This window comes from Jeotgalibacillus aurantiacus (assembly GCF_020595125.1).
Taxonomy (GTDB): domain Bacteria; phylum Bacillota; class Bacilli; order Bacillales; family Jeotgalibacillaceae; genus Jeotgalibacillus; species Jeotgalibacillus aurantiacus.
The window spans coordinates 675,989-695,462 of the sequence record NZ_JACNMS010000002.1; the positions used below are offsets into that span (position 1 = coordinate 675,989).

18 protein-coding genes are annotated in these 19,474 nt (G+C 42.3%); 2 read left to right on the plus strand and 16 right to left on the minus strand.

Annotated elements, in window-relative coordinates; genetic code table 11:
• Positions 1–68 precede the first annotated feature (68 nt).
• The 6 genes from H7968_RS08175 to H7968_RS08200 form a co-directional block, all read right to left on the minus strand.
• The gene (locus tag H7968_RS08175) at positions 69–734 is read right to left on the minus strand and encodes a potassium channel family protein (protein ID WP_227395666.1); all 666 of its coding nucleotides are present in this window, start codon (positions 732–734) and stop codon (positions 69–71) included.
• Between the two features lie 64 nt (positions 735–798).
• A complete protein-coding gene (locus H7968_RS08180) occupies positions 799–1,812 on the minus strand; it encodes a cytochrome d ubiquinol oxidase subunit II (protein WP_227395667.1) in 1,014 nt (337 codons plus the stop codon).
• Between the two features lie 77 nt (positions 1,813–1,889).
• Entirely contained in the window at positions 1,890–3,233 is a 1,344-nt protein-coding gene (locus H7968_RS08185) for a cytochrome ubiquinol oxidase subunit I (RefSeq protein ID WP_227395668.1), read from the minus strand.
• 231 nt (positions 3,234–3,464) lie between these two features.
• The gene (locus H7968_RS08190; RefSeq protein WP_227395669.1) at positions 3,465–5,276 is read right to left on the minus strand and encodes an ABC transporter ATP-binding protein; all 1,812 of its coding nucleotides are present in this window, start codon (positions 5,274–5,276) and stop codon (positions 3,465–3,467) included.
• Positions 5,273–7,039, minus strand: a complete 1,767-nt coding sequence (locus tag H7968_RS08195; RefSeq protein ID WP_227395670.1) for an ABC transporter ATP-binding protein — start codon at positions 7,037–7,039, stop codon at positions 5,273–5,275. Before H7968_RS08195 ends, H7968_RS08190 begins: the two co-directional genes overlap by 4 nt.
• A 611-nt stretch (positions 7,040–7,650) precedes the next feature.
• Positions 7,651–8,193 carry a peroxiredoxin gene (locus tag H7968_RS08200; RefSeq protein ID WP_134372139.1) on the minus strand — a complete coding sequence of 181 codons (543 nt, stop codon included), beginning with the start codon at positions 8,191–8,193 and terminating at the stop codon, positions 7,651–7,653.
• Between the two features lie 256 nt (positions 8,194–8,449).
• Between H7968_RS08200 and H7968_RS08205 the strand changes: the two genes are divergently transcribed.
• On the plus strand, positions 8,450–9,307 hold the full coding sequence (locus H7968_RS08205) for a mechanosensitive ion channel family protein (protein ID WP_227395671.1): 858 nt from the start codon (positions 8,450–8,452) through the stop codon (positions 9,305–9,307).
• Positions 9,308–9,602: 295 nt separating this feature from the next.
• Here H7968_RS08205 and H7968_RS08210 read toward each other — a convergent pair whose 3' ends face one another.
• The 6 genes from H7968_RS08210 to H7968_RS08235 all read right to left on the minus strand — a co-directional run bounded on the left by H7968_RS08210 (position 9,603) and on the right by H7968_RS08235 (position 15,167).
• Complete coding sequence (locus H7968_RS08210) at positions 9,603–10,718, minus strand: N-acetyldiaminopimelate deacetylase (RefSeq protein ID WP_227395672.1); 1,116 nt, start codon at positions 10,716–10,718, stop codon at positions 9,603–9,605.
• 172 nt (positions 10,719–10,890) lie between these two features.
• Entirely contained in the window at positions 10,891–11,604 is a 714-nt protein-coding gene (dapD, locus tag H7968_RS08215) for a 2,3,4,5-tetrahydropyridine-2,6-dicarboxylate N-acetyltransferase (protein ID WP_227395673.1), read from the minus strand.
• 81 nt (positions 11,605–11,685) lie between these two features.
• Entirely contained in the window at positions 11,686–12,567 is an 882-nt protein-coding gene (locus tag H7968_RS08220) for a LysR family transcriptional regulator (protein WP_227395674.1), read from the minus strand.
• A 19-nt stretch (positions 12,568–12,586) separates the two neighbouring features.
• Positions 12,587–14,080, minus strand: a complete 1,494-nt coding sequence (locus tag H7968_RS08225; RefSeq protein WP_227395675.1) for an MDR family MFS transporter — start codon at positions 14,078–14,080, stop codon at positions 12,587–12,589.
• 19 nt (positions 14,081–14,099) lie between these two features.
• Complete coding sequence (cbpB, locus tag H7968_RS08230; protein ID WP_134372151.1) at positions 14,100–14,549, minus strand: cyclic-di-AMP-binding protein CbpB; 450 nt, start codon at positions 14,547–14,549, stop codon at positions 14,100–14,102.
• A gap of 366 nt (positions 14,550–14,915) precedes the next feature.
• Positions 14,916–15,167 carry a YkuJ family protein gene (locus H7968_RS08235; RefSeq protein WP_134372153.1) on the minus strand — a complete coding sequence of 84 codons (252 nt, stop codon included), beginning with the start codon at positions 15,165–15,167 and terminating at the stop codon, positions 14,916–14,918.
• A 272-nt stretch (positions 15,168–15,439) separates the two neighbouring features.
• Between H7968_RS08235 and H7968_RS08240 the strand changes: the two genes are divergently transcribed.
• Positions 15,440–15,685, plus strand: coding sequence for a glutaredoxin family protein (locus H7968_RS08240; RefSeq protein WP_406566390.1), 246 nt, complete (start codon positions 15,440–15,442; stop codon positions 15,683–15,685).
• Between the two features lie 55 nt (positions 15,686–15,740).
• Here the strand turns inward: H7968_RS08240 and H7968_RS08245 are convergent, their stop codons facing one another.
• The 4 genes from H7968_RS08245 to H7968_RS08260 all read right to left on the minus strand — a co-directional run bounded on the left by H7968_RS08245 (position 15,741) and on the right by H7968_RS08260 (position 19,349).
• Entirely contained in the window at positions 15,741–15,977 is a 237-nt protein-coding gene (locus H7968_RS08245; protein WP_227395677.1) for a hypothetical protein, read from the minus strand.
• 83 nt (positions 15,978–16,060) lie between these two features.
• Positions 16,061–16,828, minus strand: a complete 768-nt coding sequence (fadH, locus tag H7968_RS08250; RefSeq protein ID WP_406566391.1) for a 2,4-dienoyl-CoA reductase — start codon at positions 16,826–16,828, stop codon at positions 16,061–16,063.
• Positions 16,829–16,937: 109 nt separating this feature from the next.
• On the minus strand, positions 16,938–17,162 hold the full coding sequence (locus H7968_RS08255) for a hypothetical protein (protein WP_227395679.1): 225 nt from the start codon (positions 17,160–17,162) through the stop codon (positions 16,938–16,940).
• 90 nt (positions 17,163–17,252) lie between these two features.
• The gene (locus tag H7968_RS08260; RefSeq protein WP_227395680.1) at positions 17,253–19,349 is read right to left on the minus strand and encodes an EAL domain-containing protein; all 2,097 of its coding nucleotides are present in this window, start codon (positions 19,347–19,349) and stop codon (positions 17,253–17,255) included.
• Between the last annotated feature and the right edge of the window lie 125 nt (positions 19,350–19,474).

Here is a 19,474-nt window from a genome sequence, read left to right on the forward strand (position 1 = left end):
TAAGTTCTCCGCTCCTTACCATACAAAAAAATCCGGACCACGTGATGTTGATTGTGGTCCGGATTTTGTCAGGAGCTTTGCATGACGCGTTTTTCGAAGCGGTTGATATCATTATCTGCTCCGATGACGATCAGGATATCATTTTTTTCTATGACATCGTTTGCCTGTGGGGACACGATGATGTTATCTCCCCTTTTGATGGCGACAATGTTGATTCCGTATTTTGCACGGATATCGAGATCAATGATGGTATTGCCGATGAGCAGGCTGTTAGCTGCGATTTCAACGATAGAATGTTCATCAGACAGTTCAAGATAGTCGAGCACGTTATTTGAGACGATATTGTGTGCAATACGTTTACCCATGTCACGTTCAGGGTGTACTACTTTATCTGCACCGATTCTGCGCAACACCTTTTCGTGATAATCATTTTGTGCCTTGACCGTTACTTTATTAACACCTATTTCTTTTAACATCAGTGTTGTTAGGATACTGGCCTGAATATCATCACCTATCGCTACGATGACATGGTCAAAGTTACGAATCCCAAGACTTCTGAGAACTGACTCATCCGTTGAATCTGCCATTACCGCATGTGTGGCAATGTTTGAGAATTCGTCGACTTTATCCTCGAACTTATCAATGGCCATAACTTCCATGCCCTGTTCAACGAGTTCACGTACAATACTGCCTCCAAATCGGCCGAGGCCGATCACCACAAATTCTTTTTTCACTAGCCATTCCTCCACTTTCTGAATCCTGCTCTTATTTTATCACAGGAAATTTCAGAAAATGAAATTATTTTTTCCCTTTTACGTAATCTGCATCAAAGAGGAATAGTCTCATCAGCAGGTATAAAGACGGAATAAGCAGGCACAGGCCAAGTATAAAGACAATAACGAGTGCTGTACCCATCGTTTCGTTAACAACGCTACCTTCAATCGTGATAAATGGATACAGGATATAAGGCAAGTGCGAAGCCCCGTAACCAAAGAATGCAAAGAAGAATTGAAGCATCACCATGATGAACGCAGTACCGTATCTTTTTCCTGAGTAAATTAAAAATGCAGCGATCAGGAAAAATAATAGAGAAAGTCCGAACATCCACCATAAATCCAGGGCTCTTCTAAAGTGCTCCACGTTATGATCGCGCAGTCCAGCAAAAACGAGAAGACTTGCCCCGATCGTTGGTGCACTCCACCATAGTGCAAACTTTCTCATGATCGCACGCGAATCAACATCCTCGGCTCGGTCTGCATAATAAGTCAGAAATGATGCGCTGATAAATAGAACAGAAACGATCGCCAGCGCAACTACACTCCATGAATACGGACTGGTGAAAAGTTCACCTGCCAGGAAGACAACACCTTCAGAAGTTTCTTCAAGATATCCTCCTTCAGAAATGGTCAATGCCGTTGATAAAGCTGCCGGTATCAATAATCCTGTTGCGCCGTATAAAAACAGATAAACGGTATTGTCTTTTGATCCGTAATTTCCGAATGCGTAAAAGGATCCGCGGATCGCAATTAATATGATCGCCACTGATCCCGGCAGAAGCAGTGCTGTTCCGTAGTAGTAGGCTGTGTCAGGAAAGAACCCGACAAGACCGACAAAGAAAAAGACAAAAAATACATTGGTTACTTCCCACACAGGTGACAAGTAACGGCTGATTAACTTACTCATAATATGTTCACGTTTTGAGACCCTTGCATAATAAGCAAAAAAACCGGCCCCAAAATCAATCGATGCTACAATTAAATATCCATATAAAAAGAGCCATAATACCGAAATCCCGATGACTTCCAAGCTCATGATATTCCCTCCCATCTTTTATGTATAAGCACAGGAACAACTGATTCTGCACATGCAGAATCAGTTGTCATCCTGTTTTACAGTTTACCTCCAGGGAAGCGCTGTTCCAGTTCTGCTTCAGCCGGTTTGTTTCTGAACATCTTCAACAGTACACGTACACAGAAGAAGCCAAGTACAGCATACAGTGCAAGGAACAATCCGAATGCAATACCCACTGAGCTTGAAGTGGTTGCTGCTTCATCCACCGTCATGATCCCTCTGAGAATCCAAGGTTGACGTCCAACTTCTGCGTAAACCCAGCCGAATTCAACCGCCAGCATTGCAAGCGGTCCACTCGCAATGATCCCCATCAGCAGGAATTTATTATGTTCATTAAATCGTTTAATAAAGCTGAACAGGACGAAAATTCCTGCGATAAACATGGAGTACATACCGATTGAAACCATCAGGTCAAATGCATAGTGTACCCATAAAGGTGGGCGCTCTTCTTCAGGGAATTCATTTAGACCGATGACTTCGGTATCAAACGAATTACCCGCAAGAAAACTCAATGCGCCAGGAATCCGGATTTCATTACTGATTTCATTGTTTTCATCAATGGTTCCGAAGACAATGAGATCCGCATTGGACTCAGTTTCAAAATGCCACTCGGCAGCAGCTAATTTTTCAGGTTGCTCTTTAGCAAGGAACTTAGCTGAAAGATCACCTGCGAGCGCTGTACCGGCTGTAAAAATCAAACCGGCAATCATCGTCATTTTCAGCGCTTTTTTATGGTAAGTAAAGCTGCCTTTTTTCTTTAAAATCATAAATGCTGCTATTGCAGCAAGAATTAAAGCCGATGTCATATAACTCGATGTCAAAACATGAAATACTTTTGTCGGTGTCGCAGGATTAAACATCGCTGCGAGCGGATCAATGTTTACCGCTTCTCCATCAAGAAGATCAAAGCCCTGCGGTGTATTCATAAATGCGTTTACCGTTGTAATGAAGAACCCTGATAAAGTAGCCCCAATCACAATCGGTATATTCAACAGCCAGTGCAGCCATCTGTTTTTAAAACGGTCCCATGTGTAAAGATAGATTCCAAGGAAGATTGCTTCAAAAAAGAAAGCAAATGTTTCCATGAACAGCGGCAGTGCGATTACTTGTCCAGCCAGCTGCATAAAGCTCGGCCACAGTAATGACAGCTGCAGACCAATTGCTGTACCGGTCACAACTCCAACCGCTACTGTGATTGTGAAGCCTCTTGCCCATCGTCTTGCAAGCAGAAGATAGTGTGGGTCATTTTTCTTTATACCCAAAAATTCCGCAATGGCAATCATGACCGGGATTCCGACACCTATCGTTGCAAAAATTACGTGAAACATTAATGTTGCTGCCGTGAGCAGCCTGGTGAGCGTAACGCCATCTAAATCTAGCACTGGTATTCCCTCCCGATTTCCAACTTATTGTTATCTTTACTATACCACTAAGCGATCATCACCATATAACAGGAAGAATGTTTGTGATATGTTGAACATGAATATTTTGTGACATCCTTCACAAACTATTTGCTTATAGTATACATCCTGCTCATAAAAAAAATCAATGAATAAAGCCCTCTGAAATGTATCAGAGGGCTTTATCTGTTTATAAATTTGTCAAAATTTCATTTAAGCTTCTTTTTGCATCGTGAACTGTGACTGAACCAGACCGTGATAGATGCCTTTGCGTTCCATCAGCTCCTGATGATTGCCGTATTCCATCAGGTTCCCGTGATCAAGAACATAAATTTTATCAGCATCCCGAATAGTTGACAGTCTGTGCGCAATAATGATGGCTGTACGTCCTTCAAGAAGAGTGGACAGCGCCTTCTGAATGATCACTTCAGTTTCTGTATCAATAGAAGCCGTCGCCTCATCCAGAATGATAATCCTCGGGTCAGCAAGCAGTGCACGGGCAAATGAAATTAATTGCCTTTCCCCTACCGACAGGATATTGCCACGCTCTTCTACTTCTGTATCGTACCCTTTAGGCAGCCGTTCAATAAATCCGTGCGCCCCAACTGCCTTGGCAGCATCAATAATCTGCTCATCCGTTGCATGAGGAAAACCAAACCGGATATTATCTTTAATGGTACCCGAGAAAATAAATGTATCCTGCAATACGATCGAAATTTGAGACCTGAGACTTCTTAAAGACACATCTTTCAAATCATGGCCGTCCATTTTAACAGAACCGGCAGTTGGATCATAAAAGCGGGTAACAAGGTTGGCAATCGTCGTTTTACCCGATCCAGTGTGACCAACCAAGGCAATGGTTTCACCGGCTTTAATAGACAGTGAAAGCTTATTTAATGCCTTACGATCTTCAGTATAAGCAAACTCAACGTTTTCAAAGTCAATTTTCCCTTTAATTTCTTTCAACTCAACAGCGTTTTCTTTTTCAGCGACGTTCGGTTTTTCATCCAGAAACTCGAAGATCCGCTCAGAAGAAGCCATCCCCATTAACAACTGGTTATAGACCATACCAAGTCTTGAAATCGGCTCCCAGAACATGCCTACCATGAAGGCAAACGTAACAAATTCACCGATCTGCAAGCTGCCGCTTTGAATCAGGTAGGCACCATACCAGATGAGAATCGCCGACCCTACTGCATTTGTCATTTCAACGAGAGGCCGGAAGGTTGCATTCTTCTTCGTCGCATCCTGCCAGCTTTCAAACGTTTCCGTATTTACACCATTAAAATAAGCTGCATTTTCTTTTTCCTGCGTAAAGGATTGTGTTACACGCATTCCCTGAAGACTTTCATTCAGGTGAGAATTCAGCTTTGACTGCTTTAGACGCACCGTCTGCCATGAACGTCTGATTTTCTTTCTCAATTTAGTTGAAATCAAAAACATTAACGGCAGAACAATCATGACGGCAAGCGCCAGCTGCGGGCTGATCGTAAACAGGATAATGAAAATCCCAATCAGCATCAACGCATCCATCAGCAGGTTAATAACCCCATTCGTAAACAATTCCTGTAAGGAGTTAATATCATTCATAATCCGGACCAGAATAGATCCCGCCGAACGCTGATCAAAGAAGCGGTTACTCAGCCACTGTACGTGCGTAAATAAATGCTTTCTCAAATCATAAATCACACTTTGACCAAGTATATTCATCCATTTTATCCTGAAAATATTGGCTACATAGTTAACAATATAAAGCCCTGCGATGACACCAACAAGCAGGAGAAGCAAGTCTCCGTCCTTTGACATGATCGCTTCATCAATCACATAAATCCCGATCATAATTGGAATCACAAGCCGGACTGCAGTTGTAATTAAAACCATTAAAACAGAAAGAGGCAGAAGCTTTTTTGTATAAGGCTTCAAATAGTGCAGCAGCCTCCAAAGCTGCATCCAGTTAAACGGCTTCTCAATCACCTGATCGGTGGAATAATGAAATCTTTCTTTTGCATTTGACGCTTTACTCATCGGCTTGCCCCCGCTTTCATACTGGCCGCCAGTTCAATCTGATCTTTATACTGAATATCATAAATTCTTCTGTACTGTCCTTCTGTTTTGATCAATTCATCGTGTTTTCCCCGGTGGGTGATGCGCCCATTTTCAAAAACAAAAATTTCATCAGCATGTTTTAATGAAGAAATCCGGTGCGCAATAATAAAGGTTGTTCTTCCGCGCATAACTTCCTTTAATGCTTTTTGAATTTCAAATTCAGTCTGCATATCCACCGCACTTGTTGCATCATCCAAAATTAAAATCCCCGGATCAAGGCAGATCGCTCTCGCAATCGCAATACGCTGTTTCTGCCCTCCTGATAATCCGAGCCCTCTTTCTCCCAGCATCGTATCGTAGCCTTTAGGAAGCTCCATAATGAAATCATGAGCCTGCGCACGTTTTGCTGCCTCAACAATCTGATCCATTGTCGCGCCTGGATTTCCAAATGCGATATTTGATTTGATTGTTGATGAAAAAAGAAATGACTCCTGCAGAACAAAACCAACATTTTTTCTTAAAGACTGGACCGTGTACTCATTGACGTTTTTACCGTCGATCAGCACGCTTCCTTCACTCGGTTCATAAAAACGCGTCATTAACTGTGTAATACTCGTCTTTCCTGAACCTGTTGCCCCAATCAGACCAACCGTCTGTCCACTTCTCACTTTAAAGGAAACCTGGTCCAGCGCTTTTTCAACATCCTCAGTATAACGAAGTGTGACATTGTCAAATTCAACTTCTCCATCTGTGTTTTTCATTTCGATGGCATGCGCTAGTTCTTTTATGGTTTCTCCCGCTTCAAGAATTTCAAGCAGTCTTTCACCGGAAGCCTTGGATTGTGAAAACTGGTTAATCGTAAAACCGAGGTTCATAATCGGCCAGATAATAAATCCAACTAGGCTGTAAAAAGCGGTAAGCTCACCCGGAGTCAACTGTCCGTTCACCACAAGAAAGCCACCATACCCAAGCAGCAGGACGACACTTACATTTCCGAGAAACTCCATCAGTGGAAAATACTTCGCCCAGACATCCGAAGTGAATATATACTTTTCCTTATAATCTTCATTGGAAGAATTGAATTTTCCAATCTGGTGTTCCTCTCTCGAAAGTGATTTAACCGTATTGATCCCACTGATATTTTCCTGAACATTTGTATTCAGCCGTCCGAATGACTGACGGACGCCACGAAACGCCGGATGTACTTTTTTATCAAACTTATATACTGCGATCGCTAAAAATGGAATTGAAATCATCGTCACAATCGTCAATGGCACTGAATAATAAAGCATGAGTCCAGTTGTGACAACAAGCAGTAAAATCAGCCGGATCAATTCTGCAAATCCGAACGAAAGGAAAAAGCGGAAACCTTCCACATCCGCGGTAAGACGTGACATAATATCCCCGGTCTTCGCATTATCGTAATACTGAAATGGCAGGCTCTGAAGCTTATCATACAAGCGCTTTCTCAAATCATATACAGAGATAATGCCAAATAAATCACCATTATATTGAGAAATAAAGGTCGCTACCCCTTTTACAGCCATCAGCCCGATAAAACCAAATGCCAGGTAAGGTACGATCTCATACCTGCCCTGACCGACCACTTCATCAATGGTTAATTGGAGAATGATCGGATAAACGACCGTGATCAGCGTCATCACAAATAGAAAGATAATGGAAATAATAAAATGACGTCTATGAGGCCAGTAAAACTCTTTTAATTTCTGAAAAACATCCATGTGTTTTCCCCCTCTCCTGTTAAAGCATACTATTAAATATATCGGTTATCGAAATATTTTTCCACCTTTATTTTGAATTTTTTATCATTTGTTTATTTTCTAACACTTGTTGATTATATAGGATATCGAAATATAAATGATCAGTCGAATGACTGAGATCATATTAGCAAGAGCCGGTCTAGGACCATCCTTCGCTAGAGGCAGACCTCTAAGTTTTCACATAAGTTATCATTTAGCTAAAAACGTGCAGGGGGCATCCTTCGCTTTCCGCGGCCGCGCGGTGAGCCAGCTAGCGCTTCGCGCTACGCTGTCTCACCTGTCGCTTCTCTGCCGCAGGAGTCTTCGGATGCCCCCTGCACTTTTGAGGTTTTTCAAAAATAAGGAGTGCAGAATAGAGATCTGCAAATAGTATTCCCTTTCCTTCCGGTGCTTTGAAGGCGGATTTAGATAGAAAATGAACACCTTTAGTTTAATGGACAGGTCAAAATCAGAAGCGCTAGAGTGGTATGGATAGACATTGTCCTGGTATATTAGGGAACTTATCTGTGGTGGATCGGCAAAAAAAGAGACAGCTCTATATCACGAGCTGTCTCTTTTTGGTTATGTTTGAATTATAGAGTTTTCTGGCCTGGCTTCCAGTTAGCCGGGCAAAGTCCGCCTGTTTGAAGGGCCTGAAGTACGCGAAGTGTTTCATCTACATCACGGCCGATGTTGTTGTGGAACACTGTCTGGTACTGCAGTTCACCTTCAGGGCTGATGATGTATAGTCCGCGAAGTGCGATTCCTTCTTCTTCAATAAGGACACCGTATTCACGTGATACCTGATGGTTTGTATCTGCTGCAAGTGGATATTTCAGTTCGCCAAGACCATTGTCTTTACGCTCTGTGTTGATCCATGCAAGGTGTGTATGGATTGTATCAGTAGAAACCCCGATAATTTCTGCATCAAGGTCTTCGAATTCGTCGTAACGATCTGACATTGCTGTAATTTCAGTTGGACATACAAAAGTGAAGTCCATTGGATAGAAGAAAAGTACTGTCCACTTGTCTTCTTTCATGTTTTGTTCAAGGCTAACCTTGCCAAATTCTTTGTTTGCAAGAACAGCATCCATTTCAAAGCGTGGAGCCTGCTTGCCAACCATACGTTCTGCCATAAGAAATCCCTCCAAAAATAATCTGCATCAAGGTGAAATCGTTCACCTCTAAAAAACTCACGTTGTTCATGATAAATGATTGCCATAGCATAGTCAATTTAATTCAGAATCAATTTGAATGAAACTGCAGGTGAGTCTTTTTCTAAAGTATGGTCCAAATCCAATGGAATTAACCCGAATTACTTGAATCTACGTTACATTGTTTGATATAAGGGTATAGTGAAAAAATCTACATATTTTTTAATGGGGTGAGTCGATGGAAACTTTATTGTTCAATGCACTCGGCAGCCGGCTGGCTGACTACGAGTGGGGAGCACTCCTGATCGCCATCGGGATTGGTGCCTTAAAGATTATTGGTATTATTATTGCCTTTTTAATTGTCCGGTCGATCGGTAACCGGATCCTATCAAATGTCTTCGAAAAATATCAGGAAAAAGAAAATATTTCACTTGGTCGGGCAAAAACACTCGAAAGCCTGATAAAAAATGTATTCGGTTATGCACTGATCTTCATTTTGGTTGTGACGATTCTTCAGGTTTTCAACTATGATGTCACTGCGTTAATTGCGGGAGCCGGTATTATAGGGCTCGCAATCGGCTTTGGTGCTCAGGGGCTCGTCAGTGATGTGGTCACCGGTTTTTTCATTTTGCTTGAGAAGCAGATTGACGTAGGTGATTATATTACAACAGGAAGTTTTTCAGGCATTTGCGAAGAAGTCGGATTGAGACAGACGAAAATCCGCGGATTTGATGGTACACTTCATTTTGTCCCAAACCGTGAGATTACAGGAATGAGCAACCACTCGCGAGGCAACATGCGCGCTCTGATCGATATTGGCATTTCCTATGACGATGATATCGATAAAGCTATTGCCGTGATGCAGGCTGCCTGTGATGAAGTGGCAGCATCAAATGACATGATCGTTGAAGGACCAAACGTACTTGGCGTTCAGACACTTGGTGCATCAGATGTCGTCATCCGCGTGATTGCCAAAACAGTTAATAACGAGCAATGGGGCGTCGAACGCGAGCTACGCAAAGTATTAAAAGAAACACTTGATAAAAACGGAATCGAAATCCCGTTCCCTCATCAAGTGTATGTCGAAAAAAAATAACCCAAAAAACGACCTGATTTTAACAATCAGGTCGTTTTTAGAGTGTTGAATTTTAAAAGACAAACTTTAATTTTCGTGACATTAAATTAAGATCACTCTCAAAAGTGATAATTAAAGGGCTGTTGAAGTAGAGGGTTTCCACACAAAAAGTGCCAGGTCATTCCGTAGACTTCTGCGGCAGAGGAGCGACAGGTGAGACAGCGTAATGCGGAGCATTAGCTGGCTCACCGCGCGGCCGCGAAAAGCGAAGGAATGACCTGGCACGATTTAGAATTTCGACAACATTAAAACTGATTTATTTAGTGTGTATATAATCTCTCATTAACCCGATCGCGATACCAATCGCCTTTTCGTCAGGGTTTAATTTCGCATGGTGCAATCCGTACGTTGAATCCACACCAAGCCAGAACATAAAGCCCGGGATTTCTTTAAGAAAATATCCGAAATCTTCGCCGGTCATCGCTTTTTTACAATGAACAAACTCAACACCCTCGTAAGATTCAGCAAAAGTGATAAAGTCGTTCACCGATTCCTCATCGTTATAAACCATATAATACGGCTGGTTAAACTCCGGAATAACTTCACACTCGAAGGATGCGCTGATTCCTTCACAGATTGCACGAACGCGGCTTTTTAAAATCTCCATCGTTTCCGGGTCCAGGCTTCGCATTGTTCCGTTTAATTCTGCTGTTTCAGCAATGATGTTGCCGACAGTACCGGCTTCAAGCTTTCCTATCGTTACGACACCGCTGTCTAGCGGATCCACTGAACGTGCCACAATGGTTTGAAGCTGTGTAATTAAATGGGCACCCGCCACAATCATATCTCTCGTTTTGTGAGGATAAGCAGCATGTCCACCCTTTCCTTTCATGGTGATTTTCAGTTCTGATGTATTGGCAAATAAAAGTCCAGGCTTTGATGCGACCACGCCCGCTTTGTATTCAGGCGCAATATGAAGACCCATAATTTCATCAGGCATCCACTCCTGCATTTCTTTTGACTCGAGCATTCTGGCCGCTCCGCCAGGTCCTTCCTCTGCCGGCTGGAAGATAAACAGAACATTTACTTCAGGCGGCTGATTAACGAGCTCGGTCAAAATACCAAGTGCGATCGCCATATGAAAGTCGTGGCCGCACGCATGCATTCTGCCAGGATGCTCGGAAGCAAAATCAAGTCCCGTCAGCTCTGTGATCGGCAGTCCATCAATATCTGTCCGATAGGCAATCGTTTTGGATTCAGGTTTCAAACCTGTCAGCCGTACAAAGAGACCTGTTTCCCACTTTTTGATTTCGATTCGCTCCTGAGGAAGGCTTTCTATATAACGGAGCAAATACTGCTGTGTTTTAAATTCCTGATAGCCGATTTCAGGAATTTTGTGTAAATCTCTTCTGATTTGAACAAATGAGTTCATTTATTTCATTCCTTTCGCGCTGTTAAACGGACATCACTTCATTGCAGTCAGGATCTCCAACCATCCTTAATGGTCACTGACTGCAGGAATATCCACACATCATTTGCTTCAGAAAAAAGGCTGGGACAGCACTCATCAGAGTCGTTCCAGCCTCTTTATATGAAATCCCGTATTAAAGCTGACGGAGTTCCTGTTTGATTTCTGTTTTTGACTTTGTTTTTTCATCAATTTTCTTAATCATTTTTGCAGGCGTACCGGCAACAACTGTATAAGGTTCTACGTCTTCAATAACAATTGCGCCTGCTGCAACAACAGCACCTTTACCAACGGTTACACCTTCAAGTACAACGGCATTGGCACCAATGACAACATCATCTTCCACGACAACCGGCTTAGCTGATGGCGGCTCGATGACTCCGGCAAGAACAGAACCTGCTCCGATATGACAGTTCTTACCTACTGTTGCACGGCCTCCCATTACGACGTTCATATCGATCATTGTTCCTTCACCGATTACTGATCCGATGTTAATAGAAGCGCCCATCATGATGACTGCATTGTCACCGATTTCAACCTGATCGCGGATAATTGCACCTGGCTCAATACGGGCTTTAATATTTTTCAGGTCAAGCATCGGGATCGCAGAGTTACGACGGTCATTTTCAACGACATAATCCCAGATCTGATCTTTATTTTCTTCAAGTGCAGGTGCAATGTCAGCCCACTCTCCGAAAACAACGCCTGATCCTTCTGATAAAAACGTCTGAGAAGCATCACCAAAATTAATTTTGTGAAGGTCAGCACCTTTTACATATACTTTTACAGGTGTTGACTTCTTCGCATTCTGTATGTAAGAAATGATTTCATTTGCATCCATCTGATTCATTGTTGCATTCTCCTCTCAATTGTTTGAATAATTATAAATCCTCTTTTACTTTATCAGATCACAGCATGTGTAGACAAGTGATCAGTTTTTGTTCGTTTTTTCAAGGTGCAGATTGACGGATTCAATAAATGCCTCGACCTGAGGAAGCTCAAATGCAGACTGATATCCAAGCAGCCACGTATCTCTTTTCAATGCAGTCTCATCCTCCATATTCAATGCTGTTGTATACACATCCTCCTCACCTGTCAGCGTAATTGATGGAAGGATGGCATACCCAATACCATTTAATGCCATTTGCTTACACGTTTCAATCTGATCCACCAGAATATTTTGCCTCGGCGTAATCTGAAATTGACGGTTCCACCACTCCTGAATTTCCTGATAGTAAGTGGAATCACTTTTGAACTGTATAAATGGGCGATTAGTCAAATGCAGATCTTCAATTCTGCGGATTTCCCGATCCACTAAATAAAGCTGATCCTGAAAGAGATGCATTTTCGGCCCTTTCCAATCAGGTGTCCCTCTGATAATGCCTATATGAACATCCCCATTATAAACAGCCTGCAAAATTTCACTGCTCCATCCGGTAATAAGCGAAATTCTCGCATGAGGATTTGTCTCTACAAACAATTTCAGCACCTTTGGCAGCCAGTTCTGACCGACGATTGAAGCACAGGCGATCTTTAGCGTTCCATACACCTGGGAATCAAGTGATTGAAGCTTTTCTTTGATGCCCTCTTCTTTTGCCAGAACTTCCCTTGACAGGTTCACAATCATTTCTCCGGCAGGTGTAAGGGTGAGTCCTTTTTGAGAACGGATAAACAATGGCTTTTGCCATTCCTTTTCGATCGTCTGAAGTCTTTGTGATAATGCGGGCTGAGATACAAAAAGACGCTCTGCTGCTTTTCGCATATTCATTTCCTGAGCAAGAATATCAAGAAGACGGTAATCTGAACGGTTCATTTATCTTCTCCTTCTAACATTATTCATTTTTTGGCAGGAAGAATAAAAGGATAAAGGCAGCAACCGCGAAGCCGAATACAATGAGGTAAACCGTGCTTAATCCACCCGTCATGGCTTCCTGTAGTCCGGCAAGCACGTCAGGATCGAGGGTGTTGCGCTGTTCTTCTTCTAGAAGACTGTTCACTGCTTCCACACCTAATCCGTTAAGCTCATCACTTTCATCTGCCGTAAAAGACCGCTGAATAGAAGCATTCAGTACGCCTCCGAGCAATGCTACACCAATCGTACTACCGAGATTTCTCATAAACATATTGGCAGCCGTTGCAGCACCTCTCAAATTCCATGGCACCGCACTCTGGATGGAAACGATAAAGGATGTCGTTGTTAATCCCATCCCAACGCCGACAAAGAATGACGACATCGCTGCCCACCACGGACCATATTCCGGCTTCATGAGAACAAACAGAAGTGTTCCTAGAATGAGTGCAGAACCGCCCATCAGACTCGTCTTATAATAGCCAATTTTAATCAGCAGTCTTCCGGCTATTGTAGCCGCAATTGGCCACCCAATTGACATAGCTGTTAATGTAAACCCCGCTGTCCTCGCATCCTCTTCCATGACGCCTGTGACAAATGCCGGCAGATAACTCGATATGCCGATCAACAGGACACCCGTCATGAGTGAAGCTGCATTAGCAATAAAAATGGCCCTGTTTTGCCAGATGGAAAATGGCATCATTGGATCCTCCACCTTCAGCTCATGCAGGACAAACCAGACTAACAGCAGGGCAGCGAGAACAAGTAATACGATAGCCTGCACCGAAGTCCATGAAACAGACACGCCACCTTCAACCAGAAGGTATAACAGAAAGGTCAGCGCCAGCGTTAAAAGGATGGCACCTTTATAATCAATTGGAGATCTGTTTTTTTCTACATCCTCTTTTAAAAACAGCCATAAACCTGTGAGTGAAAGCAATCCAAGCGGAATGTTCACCCAGAATACGTATTGCCAGCCGACTGTTTCAACAAGCAAACCGCCAATTGCAGGCCCCATTACAGCTGATATTCCCCACACACTCGACAGGTAGCCCTGGATCTTAGCCCGTTCTTCCTTCGTATAAATATCTCCGACAATGGTTGTTGCGATAGGTAAAACCGCACCTGCTCCAAGCCCCTGAATAAATCTGAACGCAATCAGCCACTCCATTGATTCAGCAAATCCGCACAAAATAGAACCAATTAAAAAGAGTGACATCCCAAGCGTCATGACCGGTTTGCGTCCGAATAAATCAGACAGTTTTCCGTACAGCAGAACCGTTACGGTGCTCATCAGCAGATAAGAAGAAAAAACCCAGCTATAGAGCTGGAATCCTCCAAGATCTGCCGTTATAGAAGGCATGGCAGTAGAAACAATCGTTGCTTCAATCGCGCCGACAAACATGGCAAGCATGACGGATGCGAGTATATAAGGTCTGTATTTAATTATTTTCTGATCATGTTCTGTTTGGCTCATCTGTCGGCTCCCGGCTGCTTTAAGAACGCTGAATTTGTTTATGGATGTGACGCTGTAATTGTTTTAACATGACCCGTCTCGTCAGAATCCCTTCAAAATAACCGTCTTTATCCATCACACAGAGAAACGGATGGTCGACAAGAAGGTTTAAAGCGTATTGAAACTGATCAGTCATTTTCAGACAAGGGATATTCGTTTGCATAATATCCTGCACTTTCTTTTCGTTTAAACGATCAAATTCAATCTGCTCCATTCCGAGCATTGAATCCGTTATCATTTGTACGTTAATCAGGCCTTTCAGATGGTAGGTTGCATCCAGCACCGGTATGGCTGAGTATCCGCTTTTTGTTAACACGAGCAATGCATGTTCTGCTGTGTTCAGTTCCTGAACATGGGCAATTTTTTCAGATGGAATGATGTACTGTTCAATGGCTGTTTCAAGAAATTCCTTATGGTCGATGGTAATCATTGTATAAACCCCTTTTTTAAATCTCACTGCCTTTATCATAACATAATGGTAAATTTGTTCTCTATTATATTGGCTGGTTTTTATCATTAATTTCCAGAGTTGAACCGGACCTGGACCATCCTACGCTTTCCGAGGCCGGGCGGTGAACCCGCTGTGCTTCGCACATCGGTTTCACCTGTCCCTTTCCGCCGCAGGAGTCTTCGGATGCCCCATGCCCTGGGTATGAAAATTTAAACTCACGTTAACATTATACAAGGACCAGGACCATCCACGCTTTCCATTGTCCAGCTCCGGCGACTAGCTCCTCGAGGTCATATGTCCGTTTTTATCCATAATAAAAACCGGGGTGGCCCCGGTTTGGTGTGATTACTGATTATTTTCTTCCTGAAGCAGCTCATAAATTTCGATGGCTGTCATATCGATGTTGTCGAATGGATATTTTTGAGCTTTCTGATCTTTGTCATATACTTCAAGTTCAAATGTGTCGTTTGCTCCAAAGTATTTTACCTGACAAACGCGTTTTCCGTTCAGTTCGAAGAAACGGGAAGGTACTTCACCTGACTGATCTTGTTCCTGTAACGATTTTAAACGTTGGATAATCCCCATTAACTGAGACATGTGGTATTCTCCCTTCTATTAAAAGTAAACGATTCTTTTCTTTATAACGCCATTAATAAGATATGGGAACTTTTCAGATGTCCATTAGCGTATGAATTCACGTCCATATCAACCATGATTCCCTTTTTCGGCTATTACAAAACAAGGATTACTATACCACACAATACAATATGAGAACAGGGATTTCTTGTGTTTGCCTGCAAATCTTTTGACACTGTCTGCCTTATAAGAGAAACTAAAGGTAAGTTTAAAAGCAAAAGGAAGTGATGGTTGTGCCAAAGGTTGTTTTATATACACAGCCCCAATGCCCACCGTGCGAAATTGTTAAAAAATTTTTCAGGGCACATGAAATCCAGTTCGAGGAAATCAATATTAAAACCGATGTTGAATCAAGACAGTTTATGATAGATCAGCTCGCATCCTACTCTACCCCGACGGTACTTATTAATGATGCTGAAGTAGTTAGAGGATTTAATCTGGAAGAACTCGCCGGAAAACTAAATATTGTTTGTGAGTAATGCATTATGCACTCCAACAAAAAACCAGTGAGTCCGGACTCACTGGTTTTTTTGTTCAGCTGTAAGCCAGCACCATATAAATGACAGTCCCGGCCCACACAATCCCTGCAAAAACATATGTTAGGAATACCGGGTTTAAAAACAGGTTGTGCTCCCTGACTTTCGTTGAAATTTCAGCATCCTGAACGGCTTCCCTTTTCTTAACCCAATAAGCGGTTCTGAGCGTCATGATTAAGGATCCTGCAAGAATAACGGTAATAAGAATAATCAGACCAACCGTAACTGCATCCATTTTTCACACACCTTTTTTCTATAGGGTGAGTGAAAAGTGGATTTTTCATTCATCAATTTTAAAAATCCAGTGTTTATTGGGATCTAAAATGGAAATGCATTGAGCCACTGTCCGCCATCAAGTGCTATACATTCACCATTCATATATGCTGCATCATCAGATAGCATAAAGGCTGCCAGCGCAGCAATCTCTTCAGGCTTACCAAGTCTTTTTAACGGTACAGACTGAAGGGTTCTTTTTGCAGCTTCTTCAGATTCCCACAGTTTTTCAGCTCCGCCTGTTCTTTCAATTGGTCCAGGCGCAATGGCATTCGCACGAATACCATATTTATGACCCCATTCAACTGCAATTGTTCTTGTTAGTGATAGAACCCCTGCTTTTGCTGCTGCGGAATGTGCAACTCCCGCTCCGGCATTCCATGCATATGTAGCCACCATATTGATGATAACACCTTTAATATCATTTTTAATCCAATAGTCTCCTGCAGCTTTCGTACAATTAAAGGTACCGTTTAAAACGATATCAATAACAGCTCTCCAGGCATTAGCTGACATTTTTTCAACAGGACAGATGAAGTTTCCTGCTGCATTATTAATCAACCCATGAAGCGTGCCAAATTCATCGACTGCCTTTTGCACCATTGCTTCAGCGAGCTCAGGCTCCCTTACATCCATTTGAAAATAAGCGATGTTTCCCTGACCGCTTTTCAATTCATTTACAGCAGCGATCAGCTTTTCTTCATCCCGTCCGGTGATCAGCACTGAGTGGCCATCATTCACCAGACGCTGCGCCATATATTTCCCCATCCCGTTTGAACCGCCTGTAACAATATACACTTTTGACATATACATCCCCCTTATAATGAATGACTATTCATTCATTATACTCTTTATTGTGAAAATAAAAAAGCCTGATCCTGTAAAATAGTGATCTGACACTAGATTACCTGACCAGGTTTTTTTATTTTGTAAAGTCCTGCTGGATGGCATGCTGCTGATGAAGCTTTGCGATCGCACGAACAATTGTTTTTTTACGATTAAAGCCTGATGCTGTTACTGCTTTACCGTTTAATTCAGCAAAGACGGTTCCTTTATCCTGAACTGATTGAAACCCCTCGATGTAAGCCACAATTGTTCCAGCATTTGTAGGGATACGTAACAGTTGAAGCGCAATTCCTTTATTCAATGTAAAAGCTCCTTTTAACGTAATCTCATTATTTTGCACAATAATTTTACGTTAACTTACAGCAAAGCTTATGTCAATCATCAGATTGTCCTAGCCGATTGAAAGGAGCTTTTTTTCCATTTCACACGATGGCAACGGTTTACTGAAGAAATAACCCTGCCCCTTTTGACATTGGGCATTCTGCAGAAAACGCACCTGAAAAGGCTCTTCCACCCCTTCAGCCACCACTTCAAGCCCTAGGCTATGTGCAAGGTGAATAATCGTTTTAGTAATTGCCGCATCCTTTTTTTCAGATCTCAGCTCTTTTACAAATGACTGATCAATTTTCAGAATATCAATTGGAAATTGGCGGAGGTAGTTAAGGGACGAATATCCTGTTCCGAAGTCGTCAACGGAAATTTTCACTCCGATGTTCTTCAGTTTTTTCAGCATACTCAGTGTTTCTGTCATATTACTCATCGCACTCTCAGTGATCTCAATCTCCAGCAGGTCTGGATCTACATCATACTTTTTGAGAGACTCCATAATCATTTCATCAAAGTTTTCCTGTGCAAACTGTTTAGGTGAAATATTAATGGCGATCCGGGTATGCCTGATTCCTTGGCTTGTCCATTTAAACAGCTGTTGACACGCCTGATCAATGACCCACAAGCCGATCGGAAGGATTTGACCGCTTTCTTCCGCAACCGGGATGAATTCGCCTGGTGACACATGCCCAAACTTCCTGTTATTCCACCTGAGTAAAGCTTCTACACTGTTAATTTCACCATTTTTAAGATTAACCTGCGGCTGATACACAAGCGAAAGCTCGTCAAACTCAATCGCTCTTCTCAAATGGTTCTCCATCATCATTTTTCTTGATGATGATTTATTCATTTCGACATTATAAAACTGGTACAGAGACCGTCCTTTTCGTTTAGCCATCTGGAGTGCATGACCCGCATGATTGACCAGGCTGTCATCATCCATGCCATCTTGTGGAAAAAGACTGATGCCAATACTTGCTGAAATAAAGTATTCTTGTCCCCTGATCACAAATGGTTCAGCGAAAAGGCGGATTACACCTGAAGCCATTTTTTCGATTTCTTCTTTTGATGTTCTCTCCATTGTCATAATGAATTCATCTGCAGTGAGACGGAAAAGATTATCTGATAATCCACTGTAGCCTTCCAAACGTTTAGCGACCTTTACGAGCAGTTCGTCGCCAGTTGTATACCCAAGTGCTTCATTCAATGCTTTGAAATTATCAAGGTCAAGACAGAGAATTGCGTGTGATTCATTTTTTTGATTCGCAGTCATTTCAGCAATCCTGCTTTTTAATGCCTGTCTGTTAGGAAGACCGGTTAACCTATCGTGAAAATGCAGGTAATTAATTTTTTCATCCGTCTCAATTTCAGCAGTTGTATCCCTTGCAATTAAATAAACTCCCTGCACTGATCCCTCAAGCTTTATCGGAACAAATTTAGCCTGAAGTATAACCGGTTTTTCTAAGAAAGTTTTAGCCTCTAAAAAGCTGACTTCCGTAGGCGTTCCTTCCATAGAGCGATTCAGTGCCTGTTTAACTTTATTGAGCTCCTCTTCATGAAACAGTGATAATACAGGCTTACCCGGTAAGGAAGAAAGGTCACATTCAAAAATTTGTTTGGCAGCTTCATTTGCTGATTCCATGATGCCATCCCGGGAAAGTGTAAGTATTGCATCGAGGTTTTCTTCGATAATTGAACGGTAACGCTGTTCAAGAGTCTGAAGCCTGTCCCTTTCAATCTGCTCTCTCGTTACATCCCTTGCCACAGCGACCATGTAGTTTTCATTCATTTCTCCGCTGAATATAGGCGTGATACTCGTTTCAAACGTACTGGTTCCTGATTCATCACTGATCCTGTCACGATAACGGAGATTCTTTTTTGATGCTTTAGCTTTCAAATAATAATTGTGAATTTTTCTGCCTGTCTCTTCACCCATGACCTGAAGAATGGATTTTCCTAAAACATCCTCGCGTCGGAGGTTCATGGAACGCAGGGCTGCATTGTTCACGTATAAATAAATAAATTGATCCTTATGATCCGCTTTCATCATGTAAATAGCATCGGATGCATGAATCGTAATTAATTGTTCCAGTACACTCGGGATCATCAGAGCGGCATCTGCGCTCTCTTTCAATTCTATTCCGGAATATGAGGTGTCCATAGGTTCATCCTTCCAACATATTAACAGCAGCGTCAGTAACAAATGATTCTTGTAATAGTTCCATCATTTCAAATAACCTATAGTCTGTCAACACTGTATCACAACTTTAGTAACGATATAGGGGT